This window comes from Pradoshia sp. Z6_59 (genome assembly GCF_058267515.1).
In genome coordinates this window covers 74,168-97,287 of record NZ_JBZCPP010000006.1, presented here as the reverse complement: position 1 = coordinate 97,287, position 23,120 = coordinate 74,168, and the positions used below count along the sequence as shown (strand labels likewise).

Below are 23,120 nucleotides of genomic sequence, written 5' to 3'. Positions count from 1 at the left end.
GGAACTCTTTGAAGAAATGAGTTTTTTATGGTTTCTTTTCGCTTTAATTATTTGATAATTAAGAAAATAAGGGAGGGTATGTGGAAAAAAATCTACACAAAAAGCTAGTTGTTTTTAGGTATAGAACTGAATAGGACTGATTTATTTTACATACATTTAGTTTAGTTGGCTTTTTATTTTGTAGGAATCGTAATTTTTAGTATTGAAGATTCCTATAAAGAAACGAACCTATAGTTCTCGGCTAATTTAAGGATGTTCAATAGAGCATCCTTTATTTCATAATTGGGGAGTGAGAAGATGTTAGAACAACTTAAACCAAAACGTATCAAAGAGGGAGATACAGTGGGCGTTATTGCTCCTGCCAGTCCTCCGAAGAAGGAGGCCCTTCAAAAAGCACTGTCTTTTCTGGAAGAGGATTTAGGTCTTACTGTAAAAATGGGCAGCCATATCTATAAGGAATATGGTTATCTTGCAGGCGAAGACGCTGATCGGGTGGAAGATCTTGAAGCGATGTTTAAGGACGAAGATGTAAAAGCCATTATCTGTGCTTGTGGAGGATATGGGACGGCGCGAACTGCGGATGCCATCGATTATGACGTAATCAGAAATAACCCAAAGATTTTCTGGGGATATTCCGATATTACATTTATACATACGGCGATTCGACAAAAGACTGGCTTAGTCACCTTTCACGGGCCTATGCTTGCATCTGATTTAGGTAATGAAGATATTCATCCTCGCTCTAAGGAATCATTTAAACAGCTGTTTCAATCTGAAGAATTGATCTATACAGAGGATATCTCTCCATTGCACCCCATTATCGAGGGAGAAGCGGAGGGAGAATTAGTAGGAGGCAATCTAAGCTTGATGACAACGACCTTGGGGACTCCCTTTGAAATAGATACGAAGGGAAAGATACTTCTAATAGAAGATATTTATGAAGAGCCAAGGAATATCGATATTTTCTTAAATCACTTATGGTTGGCTGGAAAGTTAAATGATATTGCCGGTCTAGTCATTGGTGATTTTGCCGATTGCGAGCCAAAAAGCAGACGAACACTCACCCTCGATGAGGTGTTGACTCACTATACAAAATTGATTAATAAGCCAGCTATGAGTGGATTTAAAATTGGCCATTGCAATCCACATGTCGGAGTACCACTTGGCGTGAAAGCCAAAATCAACACGATAGAGAAGACACTTACCATTGAAAGCGGCATTGCTGATGAAGATTAGTAATATTGAAACCTATCGTATACAAGTTCCTTTACTTAAACCATTTAAAACAGCATTACGGAATGTAAACAATGCTGACTCTGTTTATGTGAAAATTCAATGTGATAATGGCCTGGTTGGATGGGGAGAAGCAACCGCAACTGCTGTTATTACTGGTGATACATTACAATCAATAGAAACAGCGATTCACGATTTCTTTAAACCCTATTTAATAGGAAAAGATATTTTGAGTTTCGAAGAGATCTTTCATGATCTTTCCGCTATTATGACAAGGAATTCAAGCGGAAGAGCGGCAATTGATATGGCCATTTATGATTGTTTGGCCCAGAATAGTAAGCTGCCTCTCTATCAGTATTTAGGTGGCAGAAGCTCTCAGCTTGAAACGGACTTTACGGTAAGTGTGGATATCCCTCACGTAATGGGGGAGGAGGCATTGGAATATGTGAAGAGCGGTTTTACGACCTTAAAGGTTAAAGTAGGTCTCGGTAATATAAATGAAGATATTGCCAGAGTGAAAGAAATTAGAAAGTGTGTGGGGAATGAGATTACGATACGTCTGGATGCTAACCAGGGATGGACAGCGAAGGAAGCGATTCGGGCAATCAGCCGTATGGAAGATATGGGTTTACAAATTGAATTGGTGGAACAACCGGTGAAGGCAGATGATTTGGAAGGGCTCAGACAAGTAACGAATCAGGTGAATACATGTATTATGGCAGATGAAAGTGTATTTACCCCAAGGCAAGCCTTAGAGGTCATTCGTACACGGAGTGCAGACATGATTAATATTAAATTGATGAAAACTGGGGGGATTTTTTACGCCCAATACATTAATCAATTAGCTGAGGCGGCAGGGATGGAATGTATGATGGGCAGTATGATTGAAACGCATTTAGGTTTAACCGCTGCTGCTCACCTTGCTGTAAGTAAACGTAATATTACCCGCTATGATTTTGATGCCCCTCTCATGTTATCCCGCTCCTTGGTTGAAGGGGGCATACAATATAATGGAAGTAAATTTATGTTACCTGAAACGGATGGATTAGGTATCAGGAATATTCAGCTCAAGTGAGAGGGGATCACAAAGTGGGAGATACTCCTAAAATCATGACTGTTAATGTAGCTGTAGCAACCGTTTGGACTACTAATCAGTCCTATAGAGAGCTTGATCGGCCAGCCATTAGCCATCCGGTCCGATTGGAGGAATGGCTTCTATTTATGAATGAGGCTGAGCGGCTTGATTTATGCGAATCCAATAGAATCCAGACCCAATTATTATTTGGGGAACAGGTCCTGCTGCTCGAATGCAAACATGGCTGGGCCCATATCATCGCTATCGAGCAGTCTTCAAAGAAAGATACCAGAGGATATCCAGGCTGGGTTCCTCTATGCCAGCTGGAGAATTATGAACCTGAATCCAATGACACTTTTGCCTTGATTACAAGTCGGAAGGCTTTGCTTACACTGGAGAAAACACAAGAAACCCTCGTATTAAGCTATCAAACAAGGTTATCGTATCTTGGTGAAAAAGATGGACAGATACTTGTAGACACACCTTTAGGTATTGGATTTTTACACAGAGACGATATTGCTTTACTTAACAATCAAGAGAGGGAGGTTCAAGGGAGTAATGCAGACATCGTCATGTCTGGAGAGCAATTTGTCGGCTTGCCCTATTTGTGGGGTGGACTGAGCAGCTATGGATATGATTGCTCAGGATTTACCTATACCATTTATAAGGCAAATGGCTATTCTATTCCGCGCGATGCAAGTGAACAGGCGCAGGAGGGCAAACAGATTGCTTTAAATGAAGTGCAAAGGGGGGACTTGCTTTTCTTTGCCTATGATCATGGAAAAGGAGCCATTCATCATGTCGGGATTTATTATGGACAAGGTAAACTTCTTCATTCACCACATACAGGTAAATCAATTGAAATTATCCCGATTGATGGCACTATATATGAAAAAGAGGTATGTATGGCAAGGAGATACTCCAATTACAATGATTAGAGTTTGCTAAATCGTTTTGGCACCAACCTAAGTCTGATTATAGAAAATTATTCTTTCAAGCGAAGTCATGGTTCATATAAAAAATATGACTAGATTGTTTACTGACTTAAATCAATTGTAATTTAATGGGGTGAGATATTAATTAGAATGAAGTGCTTTTAATAAATTTTCAGTTACATTATAAGGCTAGCCCCCTTTATTTTAGACATGAAAAGCATATTTCACTCCAATGTCCTTCATCATCACTTTTTTGTGAGGTAGAAATGATTTTCATTCGCAGCATGAATTAAGGAAAGTGTCTTCACTAGTTAATATGGTAAGCTTGTATTTTACAAAAATGTATATAATTGCAATAATAGATATAGAGGTTAAAGATTGATCCTATTTAAATTTGAAATATATTGGTGGATGGAGGGGTGTAAATGAATGAAGATTTCAATGAATTAAAGAGACTGATTATTAACTATTTTTCCAATATGTCAGAAGATGATTTGAAGAAAAAGGTCTTTCCACATCATCCAGAGTTATTTAACTTAATAGCTGAGCATCGTGGGTATGGTAAACCTTGGCAGTATCGAAATGCTGTAGAAAAACTGACTATTAATAATGAGATGATCTTTTTTGAAAGTAATCTAGGAAAACAGTATACCGGAAATCCGCGTTATATTTATGAAAGAATGCTTGAGAGGTACCCTGATTTAACTTATATTTGGTGTTATGAAGGGGATTCTAAGATACCTGGTAATCCCTTAATAGTATCACGGGCAAGTGAAGAGTATTACAAACTGTTGGCTCAGTCTAAATTCATCGTCAATAATACAACATTTCCTCTTTGGTATCATAGACCTGAAACGTTTTATTTACAAACATGGCATGGAACTCCTTTTAAAAGACTTCATTGGGATTTAACATCAAGACCTATAGAAAAGAGGTCAACCCCGGAATTTTATACAAAATCAACGACATGGAATGCACTCTTAACACCAAATACATATTCAACTGACATTTTTAAATCAGCATTTAAATACAAGGGTCCTATTTTGGAGTATGGTTATCCGGCAAATGATATATTCTATCAAAATAAAAAGTATGAGAATAAAAGAAAAGAAATCAGAACCAACTTGGGAATTCTAAGTGACTCTACCCCTGTATTTTTATACGCTCCTACATGGAGGGATGGAAAACATATTGGTAACGCGATGTTTGAGTTTGATTTATTATTGGATCCAAAGACATTCATAAAATACGCTCCTAAGGATGCAGTTTTACTCATACGTTCTCATCATATGAGTAGCTCCGGAAAAACTTTATCGAATCTTTCTAATAGAGTGATTGATGTTAGCCGTTTTGATGATGCGACGGAATTAATGTGCGCGGCAGATGTTTTAATCACTGACTATTCCTCAATTGTATTTGATTGGTATTGCAGTAGAAAACCTGTTATCTATTACGTACCTGATTATGACCACTATGTAGGAACGTTAAGGGGTTCTTATTTTGATTTAAAGGATTTTCATGCTGGACCAATTTGTAAAAATGAAGAGGAATTGTATGAAGTGTTGAAGGATATTGCTAGGAAAAAAGTTAAAAATTATCCTGAATTTTACGATAAGTTTTGTGATTTAAATGATGGTAAAGCATCGGATCGGGTGATTGATTTCTTACTTTCACATTAATTTATAATAATAAACTGCTGTTTATCTATAATTACATCATTTTAAAAAATATGAAAAAGATGCAATTTAGCTGTAGAAAAAGAATGGAGAGACCTATATAAAATAGGCTCTTTTTTATTATAAAGGAGGGGTTAGGATTGAAAATATGTGAGAGTGCTCTGTCGGGTATTGGAAAGAAGTTTGAGATAATAACAAAGGAGGATTTGCATGAAACGATTCATGTTTTAGAAGCGATTGATTCTTCTATACCGACTCCCCTTCTGTAGAGAGCTTGCTTATTAACTAACGAAAAACTCCAATAACATTTAGCGGCTTACTAAGGTATTTTAATAACCTGTAGCCAAAGAAACAAAACTCAGATTGAAAGAAAGGTTAGAAGTAACAATGTGGAACCATATTATCGGTATCAATGAATAGTCCTGATCAGAGTCTTTCCGTGCTGATCAGGACCTTTTTGCGTTGGTTGGTTATCTGAATACTTTTATGGACAATCACTATAATGGCCCTCTATCCTCATCGATTATTTTAATAGAGGAATACCCTTGCTGCTCAATTTTGTAATAAATAAAGTTCTATAATATACTAGTTTCAAGATAAATTTAAAGTGATCTTAATAGAATTGAAATCCTGTGAGGTAAGAATCTCAAGAATTCAAGGGATAAATTGGAACGTTTCAAGCGATCAATTGGGGGAATATGCATGAGAGACTATTTTATAAAGGGAACAAATATGAAACTTCCAACACTTTTTATGCTGCATGGTACAGGTGGAACAGAGCATGATTTAGTACCGATTGCTCAATTGATTTCACCTGAGTCATCTGTTTTAAGTGTCCGAGGCAATGTTTCGGAAAATGGAATGCCAAGGTTCTTTAAAAGATTGGCTGAAGGTATTTTTGATGTTGAAGATTTAAAGTTTCGTACAAAGGAACTAAACGATTATTTAAACGAAGCCTCAGTCGTGTATGGGTTTGACCGAAACAATGTGTTGGCAGTCGGCTATTCAAATGGAGCTAATATAGCTGCCAGTATGCTTTTTCATTACCAGGATGTATTAAAGGGAGCTATTTTGCATCATCCTATGGTTCCGTTAAGAGGAATGAAGCTACCGGAAATGGAAGGTCTGCCAATCTTTATAGGTGCCGGCAAAAACGATCCCATTTGTCCACCGGAAGAAACAGAAGAACTGAGTGAAATGCTGAAGGCTGCCGGAGCCCAAGTAGAGGTTTATTGGGAAAATAACGGACACCAGTTGACTCAATCAGAGGTTGAGGCTGCAGGCTTATGGTTTTCTCAGCAATTTAAATAAATTGGAGATGATTAGATGATATCGCTAAATCCAACCGAAATGAGTGAACGAGAGAATTATACCTTTTTAACAGGGGCAATCGTTCCCAGGCCGATTGCTCTTATCTCAACCATTTCTAACGAAGGAATTATAAATATTGCGCCTTTTAGTTATTTTACAATCGTTAGTTCAAATCCCCCGCTGATTGCTGTATCCATCCAGCGAAGGAACGGTGAAAGAAAAGATACAGCAAGAAATGCAATTGATTCGGGTGAATTTGTCCTCCATATTACAGATGAAGAAAACGTAGAGGGAGCAAATTGGACAGCAGCCGAATTACCTCCGGACCAAAGTGAACTAGAAGGATCGCCCTTTCAAACAGTAGATAGTGTTCATGTACGAGTTCCAGGGCTTAGCCCTGCGAAAATTCGGATGGAATGTACCGTACATAAAGTAATTCCGCTTGGAGGCCATACAGCAGAAGATGCAGGTTGTGATCTATTAATCGGTAATATTGTTTTTTATCATATAGATGAAGCCATCTACAAGGATGGCACAATCCGTACAGAATTGCTCAAGCCTGTTTCCCGGCTTGCTGGCCAAAATTTTATGAAGATTGGAGAACAATTTGTTCTGGAAAGACCAAAATAATAGATTAGAAAACTTCCCGTCTCTTGTAGGGAAGTTTTTTTTATGGAGTCTTTTGGAAATAAAAAAGGTCTAAAAGACTACTTATGATAAGTTTTTCTTTAATTTAGTCATAAGATTTTCTTATTGTAAATTAAAAAAAGGTACAAAATATCTAATTATTTTACAAATTTGTTAAATTACTAGAAGGAGTTTTACTAAATATTCAGAATATATAATCAGTATACGAGTGGTTGCGCTTTCATAACCGCCTTAATATAGATAAATCAGACAAGTGGGGGTAATGCATGAGCTCTTTAGGTAATGGAAATCGGATGTCAGAACTCGGTCGCAGGAGAGGTTTTTGGATCTCGTTAATTGCTGTCTTACTGGTACCGTTAGTTTATGGGTTGATTATGTTAACGCCAAGTTGGGGACCATATGATAATCTATCAAACTTACCGGTCGCAGTTGTGAATAATGATTCAGGTACTGTAACAGATGGCAAGGAAGTCAATGTTGGTAGAGATTTGGTAGCGAAACTGAAAGACGGGAATGACCTGGGATGGAGATTTGTCAGTAAGGAACAAGCAAATCGCGGACTTAATGATAATGAATATTATATGGTAATTGAGATTCCTGTAGACTTTTCCCAAAAGGTAGCAACCGTAATGGATGAAAATCCGGAAAAACCGGAACTAAAGTATACGCAGAATGAAGGGCTGCATTTTATAGCTGCAACAGCAACGAAAACAGCTATAGGAACAATTAAAGAGCAGCTTGCTGATACAATCACCGCTACCTATACCAGCACAGTTTTTGCCCAGCTTGGTGATGTAGCAGAAGGATTTAAATCTGGCGCGGATGGTTCAACAAAGCTTCACGAAGGCTCTGTTAAACTGAAGGACGGTACTGGAACCCTACTGGATTCATTAACAACAAAAACAGGAGATATTCAAAAACTTGCAGACGGTTCAAAAGAACTTGAACAAGGCCTCGGTCAATTGAATGGAACCATGGCTGGAAAATCTGCTGATATTGCAAGATTGGCAAATGGAGCAGCTCAGGTTAGTAATGGTTCAGGCCTTATTTATTCATCCGTAAGTGGTAAGACCGGTGATATTAATACACTTGCAAGTGGGTCGAAGCAGGTTGAGGATGGGTTGGGCCAGTTGAATGGCACAATGGCAGGAAGTTCAGCTAGTATTGCAATGCTTGCTGATGGCGCAGCTGAACTCAGAGATGGATCAGGTTTAATTTATTCAACAGTGGGCGGTAAAGCCGCTGAAATTCAACAACTAGCAGACGGATCAAAGTCAATTGAAGATGGTTTAGGGACCTTATCAGGAACATTTAGTGCGAAGGAGAAGGATATTGAAGCACTTGCAGATGGGACAGAGAGCTTGAAGAAGGGTTCCTCTGTCATGTACTCAACTGTAAGTGGGAAAACAGAAGATATTGAATTGCTGGCTAAGGGGTCAGACGATCTTAAAAATGGTTTAAATCAACTTCACGGAACAATGAGTGGAAAATCTTCTGATATTGAGAAACTTGCAAAAGGTGCAAATGAACTAAAAGATGGATCAGCAGCTTTATATTCTCAGTTAGATGGTAATAGTGGTAAAATTCAGGAACTTGCAGATGGTGGTAAAGCATTAAATGCAGGTGCAGGAGATTTGAAAACAGGAACTTCTGATATGTTAGTGGGATTGAAGTCAGCGCAAGATGGTGTAAATCAACTCAATGGAAGTATGCCAACCTTGGTAGATGGAAGTGCAGCATTAAGAGACGGCATAAATGAAATAGCTGCCAATACACCGGCTCTTGCAAAGGGTTCAAGTGATGTAGCAGGTGGAATAAAACAGTTAGGAGATAAGATAGCGCTAATCTATCCAGGTATAAAAGATGATCCGGATTTTCAAAAGTTATTAAAGGGTGCCCAGGATGTCGCGGCTGGGGTAGAAGCAGTTGATCAGGGTATTAGGAAAGAAAATGGTCTGAAAAATGGGGCTGAATCCTTATCTGCAGGCATTTCAGGTAAATTGCAGCCAGGGGTACAAAAATTGGCAGGTGCTTTTGATCAACAAATTATACCGGGTCAAGAGAAAATTGTTACAGGAGCATCTGAGTTAGCAGCAGGTGCAGCGCAAATAGAAACAGGAACCAGTACAGTGAATACAAATTGGGGAGCCATTACAACTGGAGTTGGGACGATTAAAGGCGGTCTAACCGAGGTAGCAGCAGGAAATGAATCAGTTGCAACCGGTTGGATGACAGCGGTTAATGGATCAAAAGATTTATACAATGGTTCGCAACAAGTGGCAGATGGAACGGCAACCGTTAACCAATCTTGGTCGACCTTATCGAATGGTCTTTTTGATTTGGATAATGGCCTTACCACAGTATCTGCCGGTAATAAATCCGTAAATGAAGGCTGGAAAACAGCAGTCACTGGTTCTAAACAGCTTTATGAAGGGTCTAAACAAGTAGCAGCAGGCACAGGGTCAGTTAACACTGCATGGGGTACGTTAACAACTTCGTTAGATACGCTAAATAAAGGTGCTGTGCAAGTGGCGGACGGTAATGCTACGGTTAACGATGGCTGGAAAACCGCAGTAGCAGGTTCTAAACAGCTTTATGATGGTTCCAAGCAAGTGGCCGATGGAACAGCAACAGTGAATAGCGCATGGGGTACATTATCAACATCTTTGAATACGTTGAAAAATGGTGCTGCTGAAGTGGCTGGTGGTAATGCCACAGTGAATGCAGGCTGGAAAACAGCTGTTGATGGATCTAAGCAGCTATTTGATGGATCTAAGCAAGTAGCCGATGGTAACGCAACGGTTAATACTGGCTGGGGTACGATGAAGGAAGGGGTAACTGAAATTGATAAAGGTGTCGGTCAAATCAAAGATGGCACACTTGAATTATCCAACGGCTTAGGTGACGGAGCTGAAAAAACGGCCGGTATAAATGCTACTGATGAAACGATTAGCATGTTCTCCTCGCCGGTTGAGCTGATCGATTCGAAAATTAATAGTTATCCGTATTATCGTTACGCAAACGCACCATATGTACTATCGTTAGCATTATTTGTGGGTGTTTTATTAATGATGTTAGTTGTTGGGGTAAGAAAACCAATGGATGCAGCTATCTCAAACTTCGCATGGTATTCCAAAAGATTTGGTTTGCTCGCTTTATTGGTAGCTGGTCAGGCGATTCTTCTTTCTGGCTTTACCATATTCTTTGTTAACTCAGGATTTGCGAATAGTCTATTGCTCATCTTGTTTGCTGTATTGGCGAGTATTTCATTTATGTCAATTGTGTTCTTCCTGACTATGCTTGCCGGCAACATTGGTTTGTTTATAGGTGTGGCACTTTTGATTATGCAGCTTTCTACTACCGGATCTGCATTGCCAATCGATATGCTGCCTGAATATTTACGTGATCTAAGCACTGTCCTACCGATGACTTATTCGATTGCAGGATTCCGTGCATTAGTATCCTTGGATGACTTCGGTATGATGTTTGCAAATGCAATGATACTAGTTGTCTTCCTGGTTCTGTTTGCTGGACTATCTGTTGGATTATCCTTTTTCAAGAAGAATGAATCAGCAGGGGATGCAGAAATAGTACGTTAATCATAATCATATAAATCCCTTTTAGTAGAAGAATACATAGATTAATTGTATTCTATATTGAAAGGGATTTTTACCTATGAATAAGGGGTCCGAATGGGAGAGATTAGATTGGATCAGAAAATATTACCGGCAGCTTCAACTATGAAGGACTTTGAAAAGTTTTTACAATCAGGATTTAAAACAGGTGTTATTTTAGAGACCCATCTTGGGCAAATCAAACATATTACTCAAATGGCCAAGATGGCAGATAAACAGCTGTTTTTTCATGTGGATTTAATCAATGGATTAAAAAATGATGAATATGGTACTCAATATCTTTGTCAGGAGTTTAAACCATTTGGTGTCATATCTACAAAATCAGCGGTTATCCAAGAAGCAAAAAAACATCAGGCATTAGCTGTCCAGCGAATCTTTATGATTGATAGCCATGCGCTCGAACGCAGCTATAAGATGGTTAAAAAATCACAGCCCGATTATATTGAAGTACTTCCGGGTGCACTTCCAAATATGATTAAAGAAGTTGCAGGGGAAATTCAGCTACCCATTTTTGCGGGTGGTTTAATCCGAACGGTTGAAGAAGCGAAAGAAGCACTTGAAGCTGGAGCTGTCTCAATAACCTCGTCTAAACGAGATCTTTGGCAGTATTTTGCAGGGGAATGAGTCGAATTCCCTATTTTTTTCGTTTTTAATTGACAGCGTTTACAAATAGTTTTACACTGTGTTTAAGTTAATAAGTATGTGAAAAGACATGGAGACACAGGTGGCAGTATTCCTTAATAAGTAGGAATACTTTAGTGCTTGTTTCTCCATTTTTTATGAAATTATATGATAGGGAGATGGAAGGAATGACACCATTTTGGGGAGAATTAGTAGGTACGATGATCTTGATTGTTTTTGGAGCAGGAGTATGTGCTGGAGCTAACTTAACCAAATCTTATGCAAAGGATGCTGGTTGGATTGTTATTACCATTGCCTGGGGGCTTGGTGTTACATTAGGCGTTTTTGCAGTTGGCGGCATTAGCGGTGCTCATTTAAATCCTGCTGTTACATTTGGTCTTGCGTTTAGCGGAGATTTTGCTTGGGCAGATGTACCTGGATATATTTTGGCACAAATGATTGGAGCAATGATTGGGGCAACTCTTATTTATTTACAATACTTACCTCATTGGAAAGCGACTGAAGATCCAGGGACAAAATTAGGGGTTTTCGCAACTGGTCCCGCTATTCCTCATACATTTTCAAATTTACTTAGTGAAATTATAGGGACATTTATCTTATTACTTGGTTTGCAATTTATTGGAGCAAATGATTTTACGGAAGGCTTAAATCCATTCGCAGTCGGTCTTTTAATTGTAGGAATCGGTATGGCTCTTGGGGGGACAACCGGTTATGCCATCAATCCGGCGCGTGACCTGGGTCCGCGTATTGCCCATGCGCTTCTTCCGATAGCAGGGAAAGGCCCATCTAATTGGGGATATGCTTGGATTCCAGTTGTAGGACCCATCCTTGGCGGATCCTTGGGGGCTTTATTCCATAAAGCGGTCTTCAATAATACGCTGACTGGAGCTTTCTGGGCAGTATTAGCTGGCACTGTGGTTATCCTGGTAATCGCTTATTTTATAACTAATAAAGATTCAGAACAAGCACTTCGACAGGCTAATGATCCAGCAAAAGCAAGGTTATAAGTTACTAACTTTAAAGAAATCGATTATAATATAAAAATTAGTAGATGGGAGATGAAAAAATGGAGAAATATATTTTATCAATTGATCAGGGGACAACTAGCTCCAGAGCTATTTTATTCAATAAAAAAGGGGAAATTGTACATAGTGCTCAAAAGGAATTTACGCAGTACTTTCCTAAGCCGGGGTGGGTGGAGCATAATGCCAATGAAATTTGGGGTTCAGTGCTTGCTGTTATTGCAGGCTGTCTTTCAGAATCAGGTATAGAGGCAACAGATATAGAAGGAATCGGAATTACAAATCAGCGTGAAACAGCGGTGGTGTGGAATAAAGAAACAGGTCAACCTATTTATAATGCGATAGTTTGGCAATCCCGCCAAACAAGAGATATTTGTGAGGAATTGAAAAATGCTGGCCATAATGATCTTTTTCATTCCAAAACTGGTTTATTAATAGATGCCTATTTTTCTGGCACAAAAGTTAAGTGGATCCTCGACAATGTAGAAGGGGCACGTGATTTAGCCAATGAAGGGAAATTATTATTCGGTACAATTGATACATGGCTAATCTGGAAGCTATCCGGCGGTAAAGCTCATGTTACTGATTATTCCAATGCTTCAAGAACAATGATGTACAATATTTATGACCTTGAGTGGGATGATGAATTGCTGGAGATTTTGGATGTTCCGAAATCCATGCTTCCAGAAGTGCGTCCGTCCTCTGAGGTATATGCACAAACGATTGATTATCACTTCTTTGGTAAGAGTATACCAATTGCAGGTATTGCTGGTGACCAACAGGCAGCATTGTTTGGTCAGGCATGCTTTGAAAAAGGAATGGCTAAAAACACATATGGAACAGGCTGCTTTATGCTCATGAATACAGGTGAAAAACCGGTTAAATCGGAAAAAGGATTATTGACAACTTTAGCCTGGGGATTAAATGGTAAAGTTGAATATGCATTGGAAGGTAGTATCTTTGTAGCAGGTTCTGCTGTTCAATGGCTCCGAGATGGATTAAGGATGCTTAAGGATGCTGCTGATAGCGAGACATATTGCCGGGCAGTGGACTCTACCGATGGAGTATATGTCGTTCCAGCCTTCGTAGGTCTAGGGACTCCATATTGGGATAGTGATGCAAGAGGAGCGGTTTTTGGTCTGACAAGAGGGACTACAAAGGATCACTTTATCAGAGCAACAGTTGAATCTTTAGCCTACCAAACAAAAGCTGTTATTGATGCAATGGAAGAGGAATCCGGAATTGAATTGAAAACATTGCGTGCCGATGGCGGTGCCGTTAAGAATTCATTCTTAATGGAATTCCAGAGTGATATTTTAAACGTGCCGGTTGAAATACCAAAAATTAATGAAACGACTGCCCTTGGAGCTGCTTATTTAGCTGGACTGGCTGTTGGATTCTGGGAAAGCCAGGATGAAATTGCTGCCCAATGGATCATTGATAAATCATATGAACCAACTATGGAAGAAGAGAAACGTAATGAATTAGTTGATGGTTGGGAAAGAGCTGTGGCAAGTACCAGAACCTTTAAATCATAATTCAATTTTGTATGAGTTTTTCTCAAAAAATGATATAATGAAAATAAGTTAATATAAGGTTAGAGATTTTAAGAGACCGCGAGTACATTCCTTTAATTAAGGGTAATGTATTTTGTGGTCTCTTTTTATTATCTCAATAGCACTTATCTACAGAGGAGGAACAAGAGGATGGGTTTAAATAGTTTAAATAGACATGAATATAAAAATAAATTACAAAACACACATTTCGATGTGCTTGTCATTGGTGGAGGAATTACCGGAGCAGGGATTGCTTTAGATGCCGCTACTAGAGGGATGAAGGTAGGGCTAGTTGAAATGCAGGATTTTGCAGCCGGTACATCAAGCCGTTCAACCAAGCTGGTTCACGGTGGATTGCGCTATCTAAAGCAATTGCAAGTAGGAGTAGTTGCAGAGGTTGGGAAAGAAAGGGCTATTGTTTACGAAAATGGTCCCCATGTTACAACACCTGAATGGATGCTATTACCCTTCCATGAAGGCGGTACATTTGGTAAATTTACTACTTCCATTGGCTTACAGATGTATGATTTTCTTGCTGGAGTGAAAAAGGAAGAGCGCCGCACCATGCTTACAGTAGAAGAAACGATTGAAAAGGCTCCATTGGTTAAAAAAGATGGCTTAAAGGGTGGCGGTTACTATGTTGAATACAGAACCGATGATGCCCGCCTGACGATGGAAGTCATGAAAGAAGCATTTGAACAAGGAGCAAGCTTACTGAATTATGCCAAGGTCGAGGATTTAATCTATGAAAATGGAAAAATAGTAGGCGTAAATGTGAAAGATCTATTGGATGAGGGTTCTTTCCAAATTAAAGCAAGGAAGATCATAAATGCAACAGGTCCTTGGGTAGACTTTATCCGTGAAAAAGACAATTCTAAAAAAGGTAAAGTGCTTCAGCTTACTAAAGGTGCACATATCGTGATTGATCAATCCCGTTTTCCTTTGAAACAAGCGGTTTATTTTGATACACCTGATGGAAGAATGGTATTCGCGATTCCGCGTGAAGGTAAGGCATATGTTGGAACAACTGATACATTTTATGGTCAAGATCCAATCAATCCCAAAATGACAGATCAAGACAGAGATTATATATTGGATGCTATTAACTATATGTTCCCTTCCGTAAAACTTACTAAAGAGGATGTGGAATCCAGCTGGGCTGGAGTGCGTCCATTAATCAGCCAGGAGGGGAAAGGTGCTTCTGAGATATCCAGGAAGGATGAAACATGGGTATCTGATTCTGGATTAATTACCATTGCAGGCGGAAAATTGACTGGCTATCGTAAAATGGCTGAAACCGTGCTGGATTTAGTAGCCAAACAATTCAGAGATGAAGGATATAAACATTTTGGTAGCTGCTATACCGAAAAAATGCCGATATCCGGAGGACGTGTTGGAGGATCAGCTAAATTTAATTCATATATAAGTAAAACTAAAGAAAAAGCAATCGGTACCGGGTTATCAGATGCAGAAGCTAGAGAGATTATTTCAACATATGGATCCAATGCTCCACTTCTGTTTGAAATAGCCCGAAAAAACAAAGAAAAAGCGGACGAAATAGGGCTGCCATTGCCAGTATTGGCTAAATTGGGCTATGCAATTGAATATGAACTTGCTTATACGCCGCTTGACTTCTTTAATCGCAGAACAGGTATGGTCCTATTCGATATTGCGCATGTTCATGAATACAAAGATCAAGTGATTTCATATATGAAACAAGTACTGCATTGGACTGAAGAGCAAACAGAGATTTATACAAAAGAGCTTGAAACTGCATTGCATGATGCTGCGAACCCACAATCCGAGTTGGTTACTAATTAATATCAGTATGGATAAATGACCCCACTTCCTTGAAATATAGGTTGTGGGGTTTTTAGGATTCAATATCTTTAAAAAGGGGAATAGAAATAAATCAGAAACTTAGTTTATTTAACATGGGATGGGGGCAGTCAAGATGAATGAAATTCAAGAAAATAAGAAAAATGAATGGATGATTTATACCGGTTCTTATGCTGAAGAACCAAGTGCAGGTATTCATTTATTCAAATTGAACGTGAAAGAAAAGAAACTTGAATTAGTCGAGAAATATACAGGTATTGAAAATCCTTCCTTTCTTGTTATAAATAAAGCTCAAACTCATTTATACGCGGTAAGTGAAGTAGAATATGGGATGGTTGTCTCTTATGCAATCAATCGCCAATCTGAACAGATTAGAGAGTTGAATCGTAAATCTACGAATGGGATGGCACCCTGCTATGTCAGTCTTAGTGAAAATGAATCTTGTTTATACATTAGTAATTATGGTGGCACGGTAACCAGGATAGAACTTCAGGAAGATGGATCACTTGGAGAGCATACGACAACAAATGAACATGTTGGATCAGGGGTTTGGGCAGACAGACAGGATGCAGCGCATGCTCACTCAATCGTACCTGTACCGAATTCCTCCGTTGTGGTTGCAGCAGATTTAGGTACTGATAAAATCTATGTATACGATGATAAGGACTTTTCTAATTTAGCTGAAATGTCTACTATTCCTGGGTCGGGCCCAAGGCATTTTGCCTTTCACCCTACATTGCCAATCATGTATGTCATCCAGGAATTAAGCAATACAATCGCTGTATTCGAATTAAATGAACAACGTATACCAGAGTCTCTTTTAGGAGTGGTTACTACATTGCCGGATGATTATAAAGAGGAAAATACTGCAGCCGATTTACACATTTCAGAGGATGGCCAATTCTTATATGCCTCAAATAGAGGGCATGACAGTATTGCAACGTACAAAGTGGCAGAATCAGGTATACCAGAAATTATCGCATTTACACATACGGAAGGACAGGGGCCGAGAAATTTCGAGCTAATAGACGAAGAAAAAGTACTTATTGCAGCAAATGAGAAAAGTGATTCATTAGTTTTATTTGAAATTAATCAAGAAGGTATTCCAAGCTTTACAGGGAATACGATTTCACTTTCGAAACCCGTTTGTGTTCAAGCGATAGTAAGGAATCATGAATGATACAAAAAAAGCTGGTTTGGATTCTTCCAAACCAGCTGTTATTTAATTGGATTGTTCTTTTAAAGACTGTGTATAAGCCGTAAAGATACCTAAAACAATAATAGCCATTCCGCCGTTTAATAGGGAGTATTGCAAGTCCCAATGGCCTGTATATAAATTTTTAATAGACAACACGCTAATTAACACAAGCATCAATGTAATTAAAATATTGTATGCTTTCATTCGTGAAACAACACCCCTTGATTTGAAATTGATCTTTTCCATAGATATTATTTTACTATGGTTTAGGTATGAAAATAAAGGATAATTTTGTCTTTTTTTGTAATATTTTTCTAGAAGTGCTATGGATCACTCCTTAATCTAGTGTTTCCATCAGATTTACTATCGTTTCTTTTTGCAAGGGTCCGATCATTCGCTTTTGAATGATGCCGTTAGAGTCAATGAAATAACTGGTTGGGATCGTTAAAATTTTATATAATTTAGCAATAGTACCTGTTTGGTCCAGTAATACAGGATACTTAATTTTATACATATTTTGGTAGGTTTGAACGGTTTGCTTGTTCTTTTCTGAATAGGTCATATTCACGCTTAATACATTAATCTCCTCCATTTTATGTTCACTATAAAATTCGTTGAGATCTGGTATTTCTAATTTGCAGGGTGGACACCAGCTTGCCCAAAAGTTTAATAAAACTTTTTGACCGCGAAAATCAGACAATTTTATGATTTTTCCGTCCTGATTCGTTAATTCGAAATCCGGTGCGAATTGACCTTCCTTAACTCCTGTTTGAGTCAAAACTGGTATAGATTCCTCTGTAATAGGCTCTTTTTTTGTCTGTGTGTAAATAAAAAGAAATATGAGCAAAAAGAATGGAACAAGAATGGCAATTGTTTTATTCTTCAATATGTAAGAAGCCTCCTGTTGTCGTTTTTAGTTAGTAGAAAGTATGTGCAAGCCGTGAAAAAAATAATCAATGGCTGTCAAATTGTGTTAAGTTGTTTATAAAAATATGAATAAAGGTAAGAATCTAGTATTGAGCTTTTAGGGAAGTGAGGGAAGATAGATGTTTTATATAGGAGTTGATATAGGAACCACCAGTACAAAGGCTGTATTATTTTCGGGAGACGCATCTGTAATCAGCACCTATCATGTAGAGTACCCGTTATATAGCCCGACTCCGCTTACAGCAGAGCAAAATCCGGATGAGATCTTTCATGCTGTACTTAATGCAATAAGAGGAGTAATGGTCCAAAGTCAAATAAATCCTGACGAATTGTCTTTAGTATCCTTTAGCTCGGCAATGCACAGCGTAATTGCAGTTGAGGAAAATGGGAACCCATTAACTCAATGCATTACATGGGCTGACAGCCGTTCAAAGAAGTGGTCCGACTATATTAAAAATGAGAGGAATGGGCAAGAAATTTATCGGAGAACTGGAACGCCAATTCATCCGATGTCTCCTCTTACAAAAATCACTTGGTTGGTAAATGATCATCCCGAATTAGCGGGTAGGACTTATAAATTCATTTCCATTAAAGAATATGTCTTTTATAAATTATTTGGGCAATATGTGATTGATTATTCGGTTGCTTCAGCAACAGGAATGTTTCATCTTGAAAATTTAGAATGGGATTCTGAGGCACTGGCAATTGCGGGTATTACAGAGACCCATTTATCTAAACCAGTTCCAACTACATACTATTTATCAGGCATGGACTCCGCTTATGCAGAGGAAATGGGGCTGCCCAGGGATACTCCATTTGTAGTAGGAGCCAGTGATGGCGTTCTCTCCAATTTGGGTGTCAATGCGATTGATCCAGGGATTGTGGCTGTTACAATTGGAACAAGTGGAGCCATTCGTACAGTAACAGATAGGCCGATTACGGATGAAAAGGGCAGAATTTTTTGCTATGCATTGACGGATAAGCATTGGGTGATTGGCGGACCGGTTAATAATGGGGGTATGACTTTCAGATGGCTAAGAGATGAGCTGGCTTCAGCAGAAGTAGAAACAGCTAAACGCCTCGGAATTGACTCGTATGAGGTACTCACCAAAATAGCTTCAAAAGTAGCACCGGGAGCAGATGGACTGCTGTTTCATCCATATTTGGCAGGAGAGAGAGCGCCCATTTGGAACCCTGATGCCAGAGGATCGTTCTTTGGACTTGGACTTCATCATAAAAAGGAGCATATGGTCAGAGCGGTGCTCGAAGGAGTCATTTTTAATCTCTATACAGTCTTATTAGCTTTGCAGGAATTGATAGGAGTACCGACCAAAATCAGAGCAACGGGGGGATTTGCGCGTTCAGAATTATGGCGGCAAATGCTTGCGGATATTTTTAATCAGGAAGTGGATGTACCTGAAAGCTTTGAAAGCTCTTGTTTAGGGGCTGTTGTACTCGGCAGATATGCACTTGGTGAAATTGACGATCTTTCCGTTGTATCAAATTATGTGGGAACTACGCATGTCCATACGCCGATTAAAGCGAATGTAGAAAGATATGAGGAATTATTGCCCATTTACATCAATATATACAGAAAATTGGAGTCCGAATATAGCAGTATAGCTGCTTTCCAAAATAAATGGATTAATCATAAATAATTCGTTTTAAATAACATTGTCGTATAGTATTGACAGCATTCTCATTTTCACTGTATCCTTTATACAGGAATAATAATTTTATACAAATCCTCATCGGACTAAAAGATGAGGTAGAGGTCGCGGATTTTATTAGTAAACTAAACGAGAGCCGGAAAGCTTGCTGACTTTAGTTGAAAGGAAAATCTGCCGAAGCGCTCTTTTTTTTCCGAAGAGAGCAGCTGGGACTGTATCCGAACAGGTGCAGGACTGTCATGGAATATATACTTCGTGATAGGTATTTATTCCATGGAGAACTATCCATTTATTGTCTGGTGTGGCTAATCATAAAATGTTGCACACCTTAACAATAAGGTGTGTTTTTTATTTGGTTTATTTACACAGATATGGATAATTCAAAAATAGAGAGTAACATGACAGCTTTGGAAGGGGAATTATCGTGAACAACAAGAAGGAATTGGGTTTTTGGATTTTAACGGCATTTGTAGTCGGCAACATGGTTGGGTCTGGAATTTTTATGCTGCCGCGTACGTTGGCCGAAGTAGCTAGTCCTGCCGGAGTAGTCATGGCATGGGGCTTAACAGGATTAGGAGTATTGACTATTGCACTGGTTTTTGGAAATCTGGCTATTCGGAAGCCACATTTAACAGGTGGCCCTCAGATTTATGCTAAGGAATTGTTCAAGGAAAATTCCTTAGCCTCTAGATTATCTGGTTTTATGTCCACATGGGGATATTGGATTGGTAATTTTGCTGGTAATATTGCCATTATCACAACGTTTGCAGGGTATTTATCTACCTTCTTCCCAAGTTTAACGAGTACGGCTGAACTGTTCAGTATAGGGAATTTTAGTCTAAAAGTAGGAAATGCCTTAACATTCCTTGTCTGTACAATCATGCTCTGGGGCGTTCATTTCTTTATTATGCGAGGCATTGAGAATGCCGGTAAATTAAACTTTGTTGCGACTGCGGCAAAAGTACTTGGATTTGGATTATTCATTGTAATTGGGCTATTTGCCTTTGAACAATCTAATATTATACCGTTTGCGGAAACTCGTATGATCGATGGGGAGAGTCAGGGATTACTCAGTCAGGTAAATTTTGCTGCTGTCTCTACCTTATGGGCTTTTTTAGGGGTTGAATCCGCGGTTGTATTCGCATCAAGGGCGAAGAAAAAAGCAGATGTAAAAAGAGCGACCGTTTTAGGGCTATTAATTGCCTTGGCTATCTATATGGGAATCAGTACTCTTGTTATGGGATTATTAACACAGGATGCACTTATTCATTCAGAAAAACCATTAATTGATGCAATTGAAACAGTACTGGGACCCATTGGTGGGAAAGCATTGGCAGTCATTGGGTTGATCAGTTTATTTGGTTCAACAATTGGCTGGATCTTATTAAGTGCTGAAATACCGTATCAGGCAGCAAAACAAGGTTTATTTATACCTAAGTTTTTGCAGGTCAATAAGCGTGGGATTCCTAATTTTTCCATGATTGTTTCGAATGGTTTAGGTCAATTATTTATCTTCTCAACTATTTCAAATTCGATTGCTCATGCATTTGACTTCATTATTTATATTGCGACACTATCTTATTTAGTTCCATATTTAATTTCCTCCTCATTCCAATTGAAATTAGTTTGGACTGGAGAGACGTATAAATCTAATGAAATGCGTTCACGAATTATTGATGGTACCATAGCCGTATTGGCGACGGCATATTCCATATGGGTAATCATCAAAGGAACGGCTGATTTAAAAACATTTATTTTCGGTGTTATCCTTCTGGCAAGTGGTATCCTGTTCTATCGTTTACTGCCTAAAAACATGGAGGAAGTTAAACAACACGAGAACTATTATTTGAAAAAATCTTTTTAGCTGTAATGATAAGCAAATCCATTCTTAAAAGAGTGGGTTTGCTTTTTTGTATTATTTAAAAGTATAACGGTGTAATGGAAACTTTTTTCGGGGAGTAATGATAGAGTTTAATCATGTAAGTTTGATAAATTGACATACCCAATAGGGTATATTACGATTGGATTAATCGATGAATTAATGGAGGTCTATAAAATGAAGATTTTAATTGTTGGCGGTGTGGCAGGCGGAGCATCTGCTGCGGCAAGGCTGCGTCGTCTAAGCGAAAAAGATGAAATCATGATGTTTGAAAAAGGTGAATATATTTCATTTGCGAATTGTGGTCTTCCATATTATATAGGAGAAGTTATCCAAAATCGTAATAAACTGCTTGTTCAAACGGTTGAAGGAATGGGTCAACGCTATAATTTAGATATACGCAACTGGACAGAAATTATCAAAATCAATCGTGAGCAGAAGACTGTCATAGCCAGAAAAGCAATGACAGGCGAGGAATATGAGGAATCCTACGATGTGCTAATACTATCTCCGGGTTCAAAACCGGTTCGTCCAGCCATTCCGGGAATCGATGAGGCTAAATCTGTTTATACACTTCGGAATGTTCCTGATACGGACCGGATCAAAGAAAAGGTGGATCAGGATAAACCTGAGAAGGCTGTCATCATTGGCGGTGGGTTTATAGGAATTGAAATGGCCGAAAATTTACGGGAGCGCGGCATAGATGTAACAGTTATTGAGATGGGAAATCAGGTAATGGCACCAATTGATTTAGAGATGGCTCAAATGGTTCACACACATTTACGGGACAATGGAGTTCATTTAATCCTTGAAGATGGTGTATCATCTTTTGAAAAGAATGGTCGTATCATTCGGTTGAAAAGCGGTAAAGAAGTAGAAACAGATATGATTCTTTTAGCGATTGGTGTTCAACCCGAAAGTACCATCGCGAAAGATGCCGGCCTCGAGCTTGGGGTTCGGGATGCGATAAAAGTAAATGAGCATCTGCAAACATCAGATCCATCTATCTATGCAGTCGGAGATGTCATTGAAGTAAAGGATTATATTAATGGAACGGATACTTATGTACCGCTCGCTTGGCCTGCCAATCGTCAAGGGCGTTTAGTGGCGGATCATATCCACGGGAAAGAAAGTGTTTATACCGGAACATTGGGTACTTCCATAGCGAAGGTGTTTGAGTTGACCGTTGCTTCTACAGGAAGCAACGAAAAGATGCTAAAATCTTTAGGTCTACCATATGAGGTTGTACATGTGGCACCAAGCAGCCATGCTGGCTATTATCCAGGTGCTTCCCAATTGCATTTAAAACTGATCTTCGATAAGGAAACGGGGAAAATATACGGAGCGCAGGCAGTTGGAAAGGATGGAGTAGACAAACGTATAGATGTAATCGCGACAGCTATAAAAGGTGGCTTAACGGCATTAGATCTTCCGGATATTGAGATTGCCTATGCTCCTCCATATTCCTCAGCTAAAGATCCTGTAAATATGGCTGGTTACGCGGCGACTAATATTATTGAGGGAATGGTCAGCACAGTGCAATGGCATGAAATTGATGAGATAGTGGAAAACGGAGGTTATTTAATAGATGTCCGCTCACCGGCTGAGGTTGCTAAAGGAGCAATTGCCGGCTCGGTCAATATTCCCGTAGATGAATTGAGAGAGCGGTTATCAGAGATTCCAACTGATAAAGATTTGTATCTTACATGTCAGGTAGGTATGAGAGGTTACTTAGCTACCAGAATACTTGAAGGAAACGGCATTAAAGTTAAAAACCTTGATGGCGGGTACAATTTATATTCAAAAGCATTTCCTGAAGAGAAATAATAGTAAATGAGAGTTGGAGCTCCCTTCATTCGATAATGTAGATTATC

At 38.9% G+C, this 23,120-nt stretch carries 18 protein-coding genes and 1 riboswitch; of the genes, 16 read left to right on the top strand and 2 right to left on the bottom strand.

Features of this window, described 5'->3' with window-relative positions:
* Positions 1–297: 297 nt before the first annotated feature.
* The 13 genes from AC4D4B_RS08315 to AC4D4B_RS08255 all read left to right on the top strand — a co-directional run bounded on the left by AC4D4B_RS08315 (position 298) and on the right by AC4D4B_RS08255 (position 16,752).
* A complete protein-coding gene (locus AC4D4B_RS08315) occupies positions 298–1,236 on the top strand; it encodes a S66 peptidase family protein (protein WP_490999636.1) in 939 nt (312 codons plus the stop codon).
* Positions 1,226–2,308, top strand: a complete 1,083-nt coding sequence (locus AC4D4B_RS08310) for a dipeptide epimerase (protein WP_490995288.1) — start codon at positions 1,226–1,228, stop codon at positions 2,306–2,308. Before AC4D4B_RS08315 ends, AC4D4B_RS08310 begins: the two co-directional genes overlap by 11 nt.
* 14 nt (positions 2,309–2,322) lie before the next feature.
* A complete protein-coding gene (locus tag AC4D4B_RS08305) occupies positions 2,323–3,246 on the top strand; it encodes a C40 family peptidase (RefSeq protein WP_490999635.1) in 924 nt (307 codons plus the stop codon).
* Positions 3,247–3,668: 422 nt separating this feature from the next.
* Entirely contained in the window at positions 3,669–4,922 is a 1,254-nt protein-coding gene (locus AC4D4B_RS08300) for a CDP-glycerol glycerophosphotransferase family protein (protein ID WP_490995286.1), read from the top strand.
* A 137-nt stretch (positions 4,923–5,059) separates the two neighbouring features.
* The gene (locus AC4D4B_RS08295; RefSeq protein WP_490999634.1) at positions 5,060–5,188 is read left to right on the top strand and encodes a hypothetical protein; all 129 of its coding nucleotides are present in this window, start codon (positions 5,060–5,062) and stop codon (positions 5,186–5,188) included.
* A gap of 433 nt (positions 5,189–5,621) precedes the next feature.
* Positions 5,622–6,230: an alpha/beta hydrolase gene (locus tag AC4D4B_RS08290; RefSeq protein WP_490995285.1), complete on the top strand. Its 609-nt coding sequence runs from the start codon at positions 5,622–5,624 to the stop codon at positions 6,228–6,230.
* A 15-nt stretch (positions 6,231–6,245) separates the two neighbouring features.
* Entirely contained in the window at positions 6,246–6,860 is a 615-nt protein-coding gene (locus AC4D4B_RS08285) for a flavin reductase family protein (protein WP_490995284.1), read from the top strand.
* A 284-nt stretch (positions 6,861–7,144) separates the two neighbouring features.
* Positions 7,145–10,477 (top strand): YhgE/Pip family protein, encoded by a 3,333-nt coding sequence (locus AC4D4B_RS08280; protein WP_490999633.1) that lies wholly within the window; start codon positions 7,145–7,147, stop codon positions 10,475–10,477.
* Between the two features lie 108 nt (positions 10,478–10,585).
* Positions 10,586–11,137: a glycerol-3-phosphate responsive antiterminator gene (locus AC4D4B_RS08275; RefSeq protein WP_490999632.1), complete on the top strand. Its 552-nt coding sequence runs from the start codon at positions 10,586–10,588 to the stop codon at positions 11,135–11,137.
* Positions 11,138–11,322: 185 nt separating this feature from the next.
* Complete coding sequence (locus AC4D4B_RS08270) at positions 11,323–12,162, top strand: MIP/aquaporin family protein (protein ID WP_490995281.1); 840 nt, start codon at positions 11,323–11,325, stop codon at positions 12,160–12,162.
* Positions 12,163–12,221: 59 nt separating this feature from the next.
* Positions 12,222–13,715, top strand: a complete 1,494-nt coding sequence (gene glpK / locus AC4D4B_RS08265; RefSeq protein ID WP_490995280.1) for a glycerol kinase GlpK — start codon at positions 12,222–12,224, stop codon at positions 13,713–13,715.
* A gap of 168 nt (positions 13,716–13,883) precedes the next feature.
* Entirely contained in the window at positions 13,884–15,554 is a 1,671-nt protein-coding gene (locus AC4D4B_RS08260; RefSeq protein ID WP_490995279.1) for a glycerol-3-phosphate dehydrogenase/oxidase, read from the top strand.
* Positions 15,555–15,687: 133 nt separating this feature from the next.
* A complete protein-coding gene (locus AC4D4B_RS08255) occupies positions 15,688–16,752 on the top strand; it encodes a lactonase family protein (RefSeq protein WP_490995278.1) in 1,065 nt (354 codons plus the stop codon).
* 42 nt (positions 16,753–16,794) lie between these two features.
* On the opposite strand, the gene AC4D4B_RS08250 is transcribed toward AC4D4B_RS08255, so the two are convergent.
* Both AC4D4B_RS08250 and AC4D4B_RS08245 read right to left on the bottom strand, forming a co-directional pair.
* A complete protein-coding gene (locus tag AC4D4B_RS08250; protein ID WP_490999631.1) occupies positions 16,795–17,016 on the bottom strand; it encodes a hypothetical protein in 222 nt (73 codons plus the stop codon).
* A 91-nt stretch (positions 17,017–17,107) separates the two neighbouring features.
* Complete coding sequence (locus AC4D4B_RS08245) at positions 17,108–17,656, bottom strand: peroxiredoxin family protein (RefSeq protein ID WP_490999630.1); 549 nt, start codon at positions 17,654–17,656, stop codon at positions 17,108–17,110.
* Between the two features lie 160 nt (positions 17,657–17,816).
* Between AC4D4B_RS08245 and gntK the strand changes: the two genes are divergently transcribed.
* The 3 genes from gntK to cdr all read left to right on the top strand — a co-directional run bounded on the left by gntK (position 17,817) and on the right by cdr (position 23,073).
* On the top strand, positions 17,817–19,355 hold the full coding sequence (gene gntK, locus AC4D4B_RS08240; RefSeq protein WP_490999629.1) for a gluconokinase: 1,539 nt from the start codon (positions 17,817–17,819) through the stop codon (positions 19,353–19,355).
* A gap of 103 nt (positions 19,356–19,458) precedes the next feature.
* A riboswitch (Lysine riboswitch) is annotated at positions 19,459–19,659 on the top strand.
* A gap of 132 nt (positions 19,660–19,791) precedes the next feature.
* Positions 19,792–21,231, top strand: coding sequence for an amino acid permease (locus AC4D4B_RS08235; protein WP_490995274.1), 1,440 nt, complete (start codon positions 19,792–19,794; stop codon positions 21,229–21,231).
* Positions 21,232–21,423: 192 nt separating this feature from the next.
* Positions 21,424–23,073: a CoA-disulfide reductase gene (cdr, locus tag AC4D4B_RS08230; RefSeq protein WP_490999628.1), complete on the top strand. Its 1,650-nt coding sequence runs from the start codon at positions 21,424–21,426 to the stop codon at positions 23,071–23,073.
* Positions 23,074–23,120 lie beyond the last annotated feature (47 nt).

Coding starts and splice junctions, on each gene's coding strand:
- AC4D4B_RS08315 (WP_490999636.1), top strand. CDS start 298: ATGTTAGAACAACTTAAACCAAAACGTATCAAAGAGGGAGATACAGTG.
- AC4D4B_RS08310 (WP_490995288.1), top strand. CDS start 1,226: ATGAAGATTAGTAATATTGAAACCTATCGTATACAAGTTCCTTTACTT.
- AC4D4B_RS08300 (WP_490995286.1), top strand. CDS start 3,669: ATGAATGAAGATTTCAATGAATTAAAGAGACTGATTATTAACTATTTT.
- AC4D4B_RS08290 (WP_490995285.1), top strand. CDS start 5,622: ATGAGAGACTATTTTATAAAGGGAACAAATATGAAACTTCCAACACTT.
- AC4D4B_RS08285 (WP_490995284.1), top strand. CDS start 6,246: ATGATATCGCTAAATCCAACCGAAATGAGTGAACGAGAGAATTATACC.
- AC4D4B_RS08280 (WP_490999633.1), top strand. CDS start 7,145: ATGAGCTCTTTAGGTAATGGAAATCGGATGTCAGAACTCGGTCGCAGG.
- AC4D4B_RS08270 (WP_490995281.1), top strand. CDS start 11,323: ATGACACCATTTTGGGGAGAATTAGTAGGTACGATGATCTTGATTGTT.
- glpK (WP_490995280.1), top strand. CDS start 12,222: ATGGAGAAATATATTTTATCAATTGATCAGGGGACAACTAGCTCCAGA.
- AC4D4B_RS08260 (WP_490995279.1), top strand. CDS start 13,884: ATGGGTTTAAATAGTTTAAATAGACATGAATATAAAAATAAATTACAA.
- AC4D4B_RS08255 (WP_490995278.1), top strand. CDS start 15,688: ATGAATGAAATTCAAGAAAATAAGAAAAATGAATGGATGATTTATACC.
- AC4D4B_RS08250 (WP_490999631.1), bottom strand. CDS start 17,016: ATGGAAAAGATCAATTTCAAATCAAGGGGTGTTGTTTCACGAATGAAA.
- gntK (WP_490999629.1), top strand. CDS start 17,817: ATGTTTTATATAGGAGTTGATATAGGAACCACCAGTACAAAGGCTGTA.
- cdr (WP_490999628.1), top strand. CDS start 21,424: ATGAAGATTTTAATTGTTGGCGGTGTGGCAGGCGGAGCATCTGCTGCG.